The sequence below is a fragment of the Photobacterium sp. WH77 genome, from assembly GCF_022014395.1.
GTDB lineage: Bacteria > Pseudomonadota > Gammaproteobacteria > Enterobacterales > Vibrionaceae > Photobacterium > Photobacterium arenosum.
In genome coordinates this window covers 1-5,172 of sequence record NZ_JAKLTE010000040.1, presented here as the reverse complement: position 1 = coordinate 5,172, position 5,172 = coordinate 1, and the positions used below count along the sequence as shown (strand labels likewise).

Here is a 5,172-nt window from a genome sequence, read left to right as displayed (position 1 = left end):
GGAAGGAAAACATCACCATATCCACTCAACCCAGCATCCCATCCTTGAACGGCTCGGTTTTAACACAGCTTCGTGGTTGAATATCTGCACCAAGATAGCAACAGGCCCCCTCATTGGCACCACCTCGTCAATTCAAGCTGTTTTGCCGAAATTGAACCGGCAGCGCCGAACCGGTGCACAGCTCCCTTAACCCATCCACAGCAAACAGATCCTCAACAGCGATACATTCGTATGCTGCTGCTCGCCTGGAAATCATGTAAAAGACATAAAATCTGACTTTGTATTCCAGCATGCTGTAAATCAGTCTTTATAAAAAGAATATGAAAGCGAATTTTTGAATCTGGTACAGGTCTGTCTGGCTCTGACTTATGCGTGACTGTCCTTGTAACTATCATTATGCGTGACTGTCCTTGTAGCTATCATGACTGTCCTTGTTATCTCTCGTGCTGTACCTGCGCTAAAACGTGCTCAATAAACGTCGACTTCTTTTCACGGTACTCGTCGTGTGACAAACCCTCGCACGATTTCTTTAACACATTGTACTGAACCACTAAATCTGGAGATGCGCGTAACCTGTCACGAAAATCCACAAAGCACTCGAACTCTGAGCCTATCGCTACCACCTGAAAAGCCACATCTTCGCTTGTTGACTCAAGCATGCATAGTTCAGCTGTTCTCAGTGTGTTTTTCTTTTCTTGGAACCCCAAGGTGAGCAAAATACGCGCAGAAGCTTCCAGCTCGTGCGCATCAACGCCGATCAAGATATCAAGATCACCTTTTGAAATAACACCTGGAACAGATGACGCTCCCACATGCTCGACTCTTGCTGCTGGCAACAGCCTCCGTATTTGATTCAGATAATAATCAAACCGCTCATGACAGGCTTTTTGATACTGATCCGGACTAAGAAATTTCATATTTCCTCTTAATCATCAATTATCCCCGAATTCAACTACGAATAGTGTGCCTGTCCTGGTAATGGCTATTGTCCTAACCAAGCATAATGTGTCTGTCCTGGTAATAGCTGTTGACATCTGAATCATTGGTTATTTCCCGGCTAACCACTGGCTTTCCAGCTGAAAAATCTGATTATCAAAGTCAATGCTGGCTTGCACACCTAAAGGTGTCACCAACATGGGATGAGTATGACAACTGTCAAAGCCATATAATATTGGCATGTTCTGACCATTAAGAACTTCAAGCAAGACGTCTAATGGCGAACGACTTGTTCCTTTGTCATCAAAAAGCTCATGCTTACCAAGCACAATCGCTCCAACCTTGTCAAAGACGCCACAAACCTTTAAGTGAGCAAACGAACGTTCAACAGTTTCAATTCCTTTTAATGAGTCTTCAATGAACAGTATGTCACCTGAGTGTATTTCAGGCATATAATGGCTTCCCCAAATACCTGCCATGGTATTCAGGTTACCGCCAATAATACGCCCGGTGATTTTCTCGCCCCCAAGAAATATCCATTCGTTGCTAAAAACAGGCTTTGCCGTATTTTGTGTTTCCCAATCCAGTTTAACGTCTGTCCAGCGTTCAGGCATGACATATTGATATTCACTTTTCTCTGAGCTCAATATATCCAGAAATGACTGAAAAGTGTCATCAACTAAAGGCGGAAACTCACCAAACGATGCCACTAAAGCGGGTCCATAAAAAGTGACAAGACCCGTTTGTGCATAAATACCAAGTAAAAGTGCAGTCACATCGGAATAACCAACAATGATTCTTGGATCTTTTCTCAGAGCCTTGTAATCAATATATGGCAATAATGAATTACTGTTATTACCGCCAATGGTCGACATAATGCATCGAATGCTTGGATCTCGGATAAGCTGATTGAACTCTTCAGCCCTGGCCTGAATTGATCCAGAGCGATATGAGTCTGAACATCCTGTCAAGGCTCCTTCAACCAGCTCAAACCCTTGACCTTCCAGGTAGGCTTTCGCTCTTGAAAATCGATTGGGTGCGAATACGGTTGCCGGTGATGACGGTGAAAAGAAACCTATTTTGTCACCAATAGTTAACGCTTTTGGGAATATCACGAATCACTAGTCTCCAAGAGGCTAAAAATAAAAAATATACATGCAGAATTAATGAGTTCTTTTTGAAGTGGTAATTGTTCGCCCTTAAAACCTTCCTGGTTCAAAATCACCTCCTTTTATATAGCGCCACAATCTGGGATGAATAAGCACATTTTGTAACTCACCAATGACGTAAACGCTTAAATTGCATTAAACGCCAAACGTTTAGTAACAAGTATAAATAACGAGCATGGGGATATGAAAGCTGCCGAGAGGTTTATACAGACAGTTGATCCAACACATAGAGCTGGCAGTTTTCTCACTCTATGTGTTGGATTATAAGCAGTAAAAAACTACTTATTTATAGAAAGCTTCTACTTGGCCTTTCAGTTTGATCAACATTGGCTGACCAAAACGATCTTTTGCTTTCGGTGAAGGGATTTTGACCCAACCCTCACTGATGCAATATTCTTCAACATCAGTACGCTCTTTGCCATTCAGACGAATGCCGATATGGTGTTCAAAACACTCTGCAACATAGTGTGGGCTGCGAGGGTTACCGGCAAGATGATCGGGTAAAGCTGGTTTATCGTTAGTGTCGCTCATGTTCATGACCTGATGTATGTACAAAGTGCGCCATTGTAGACAATGCCCGCCCGAGGCTCAACAAGGTAGCGAGACTATTTTGCCTGTGCTTTGACGTGACGGTCCTTGTAAATACACTCAGCTTGCCGACATGGCAGTTGTCTGTGAAAACCGAGCCACTGAAAGCAACACGGGACTGCCCATGCTGCCAGCATGCAATGCACTGCGTCGGCATCACCCGACCGGGATAGCCGGAAGGCAAACACAATAAGGAGAATGGCGTAGCATCATCAACGAGGAGAAAGCCAACACATGACCGAATTCAGGCGGTAACCCATTGAAGTGAAACACACCGTGGTCACTTCCCGGCTGCGCTTGTCCTGAAGAAAACCGCGGACGCAACCCCCACCGAATGCCAATCGACCAATTTGCTTAATAAGGCTGTCCGGGCTTGTTCAACACCCGGATAGAAGTGTCGGCTGCGCGACACGTATCCTTATTTGTTATAAAACTTACACGTTTGAGTATTGAGGGTGATTCTGAACTAATACGCTGAAATGGGAATCAATTTTCCCTAGTATCACGTCCTTTAAGACAGTGGTGATTCTATTAATTGATTTTGGGCTAACCCCTTTTACATTTGCACTTAGTTCACCATGCCCAAATACATGACGGATACTTGATAATAACCTCGTTGGATTATAGTCATGCCCCGCTAAAAAGGCGTTAACAGAATCTCTATGTGGCTGATCTAAGTTTGGGCTATTAGCAATAAAATCATAAAAAATATTCATATCACGCCCAATAGCTGTAAGGGCACTCCGCAAACTCGTCTTCTCTGTAGAAGAATAACTTAAATACGTATACTTACCTCCAGAGCCTATTGGCAACAGTTGATGATAAGTTTCTGATGTACTCCAAATAAATAGCGATCTCATTAAAGCTTCGTAACCTAACATCGTATTTTCTGTTGAGTTACTAATTGAAATGCCATTAAAGTCTTCTGCTAGCGCATATCTAGCAGCGAATCGATTAATATCACCAATTGCAGTCCCAGCTTTTAATGTGTAATGAGAAAAACCGCCATACGTTTTTTCAATATCACAGAATTTCTTCCAATCTGTTGGATATCCTCTAGCCATTATTGTTCCTTTTTCGAACGAAGCCATATTTTACGAGTTTTATAACGCCAAAATCAGCGGCGAGTTTACGAGTCCGCTGCATTTTCTTGTTCAATATATTTCATGCGCTGAGCTAATTCGTGTTCAAGCTGCATTGTTCTATGTTGTAGCTCTTTGTATCTATCTTTTGATTCTTCTAATTTACTCCGAACCATAAGGTAGTTTTCATTTATATTCGAATAGTGGCGCATGATTGGCTCCATATCCATTTCACGATCAGCATCGTTAAAGTTCTCTCGGTATTTTCTAATCTCCAACCTTTCAGCCTCAAGCATATGGCGTTTTTCTTGTAGAGAAGCCATTTCACTTTCATATGCCATTAACTGATGACGAGTATGGTCAAGCTCTTGCATCATGTGGTTAATTTTGACTTTTTTGCGATTAATCGAGTCAAACTCCTGCTTTTTGAGGAAAGCCATTTTGTCTCGGCGCCTTACTTCTCGAATCTCTTCAACAATCTCTGGGCTTACTTGTTCACCAAGGTTCTCCCTTGCTAACTCAAGAAACCGATCGGCCTGATACATATGGAAGGTATTACTCGTACTATCCTTAAATTCTTTCACCAACTCTGGTCGGGGCCCCACCGTCTTGCCTTTAAACCTCTCCCACCAATCCTCCTTCTTGTCGTCAGTAACAAGTACAACCCCCTTTTCTACCTCACTAGAGTGTTCAAGTACCTGTTTCCAGACAATAAGATCACCATATTTCCTACATTTATCAGTAAACACTTCACTTTCAGATGACTTTGATGCGTCTTTGAATCCAGGTGGGATTTTCTGTTTGTAGCGTTCTTCGCCATCAACGATCAGTTGCTCCAACTTTTCCTTATCGAAAGGTAAGCCGACCCTATTTTTAAATATTTGAGAAATCGAATTTTTAATCTCATCATTTGATATTCGTTGGGTATGGACTTTCTTGTTTTTCAATAACTCTTCGCATAACGCATTAAATACAGAATCGACATCACCCATTGTTTGCTTACTAACGAATGGATGTTGTCGTGCGTTATCTAGGTCACTTTTAAGATTATTAATAGATTTAATGGTCGAATCGTAAGATTGCTCTTACTGATCAATCACCGATAATCGATTGCTAAGATATTCCTCGGCAGCTCGGTGTGGCAACCAGACCCTATCCTTGATCTTTTCCAATAGGCGCAGAAATTCATTCCTTGTAGCATCAGAATATCGATATAAATTAAGAAGAATGTTGGCGTCAAATACAAAAATGCATGAATCCCAGACTTCCCTTAAGTTTTCTTCTGATTCTTTAAAGTTTCCCGGAAATAAATCTTTCATCGATACTCCTACATTGAACATTTTATTCAACGACATCAAGTCGTATAAATTTTTCGTATATTTCTTTACATAGATTTA

The 5,172-nt window shown here is 41.7% G+C and carries 4 protein-coding genes and 2 pseudogenes; 1 reads left to right on the top strand and 5 read right to left on the bottom strand.

Going from position 1 to position 5,172, the window contains the following annotated elements:
• Nucleotides 1-190: pseudogene (locus tag L6J37_RS21075) on the top strand (hypothetical protein); the annotation flags it as partial.
• Between the two features lie 244 nt (nucleotides 191-434).
• On the opposite strand, the gene L6J37_RS21070 reads toward L6J37_RS21075, so the two are convergent.
• From L6J37_RS21070 to L6J37_RS21050, 5 genes and pseudogenes are all read right to left on the bottom strand, one after another.
• Nucleotides 435-917: a GrpB family protein gene (locus L6J37_RS21070; RefSeq protein WP_237796494.1), complete on the bottom strand. Its 483-nt coding sequence runs from the start codon at nucleotides 915-917 to the stop codon at nucleotides 435-437.
• Between the two features lie 129 nt (nucleotides 918-1,046).
• Nucleotides 1,047-2,051, bottom strand: coding sequence for a S66 family peptidase (locus L6J37_RS21065; RefSeq protein WP_237796493.1), 1,005 nt, complete (start codon nucleotides 2,049-2,051; stop codon nucleotides 1,047-1,049).
• Between the two features lie 336 nt (nucleotides 2,052-2,387).
• A complete protein-coding gene (locus L6J37_RS21060; protein WP_161445949.1) occupies nucleotides 2,388-2,636 on the bottom strand; it encodes a DUF3297 family protein in 249 nt (82 codons plus the stop codon).
• 491 nt (nucleotides 2,637-3,127) lie between these two features.
• Nucleotides 3,128-3,757, bottom strand: a complete 630-nt coding sequence (locus L6J37_RS21055; RefSeq protein ID WP_237796492.1) for a hypothetical protein — start codon at nucleotides 3,755-3,757, stop codon at nucleotides 3,128-3,130.
• Nucleotides 3,758-3,822: 65 nt separating this feature from the next.
• Nucleotides 3,823-5,094 (bottom strand): annotated as a pseudogene (locus L6J37_RS21050) (PIN-like domain-containing protein).
• Nucleotides 5,095-5,172 lie beyond the last annotated feature (78 nt).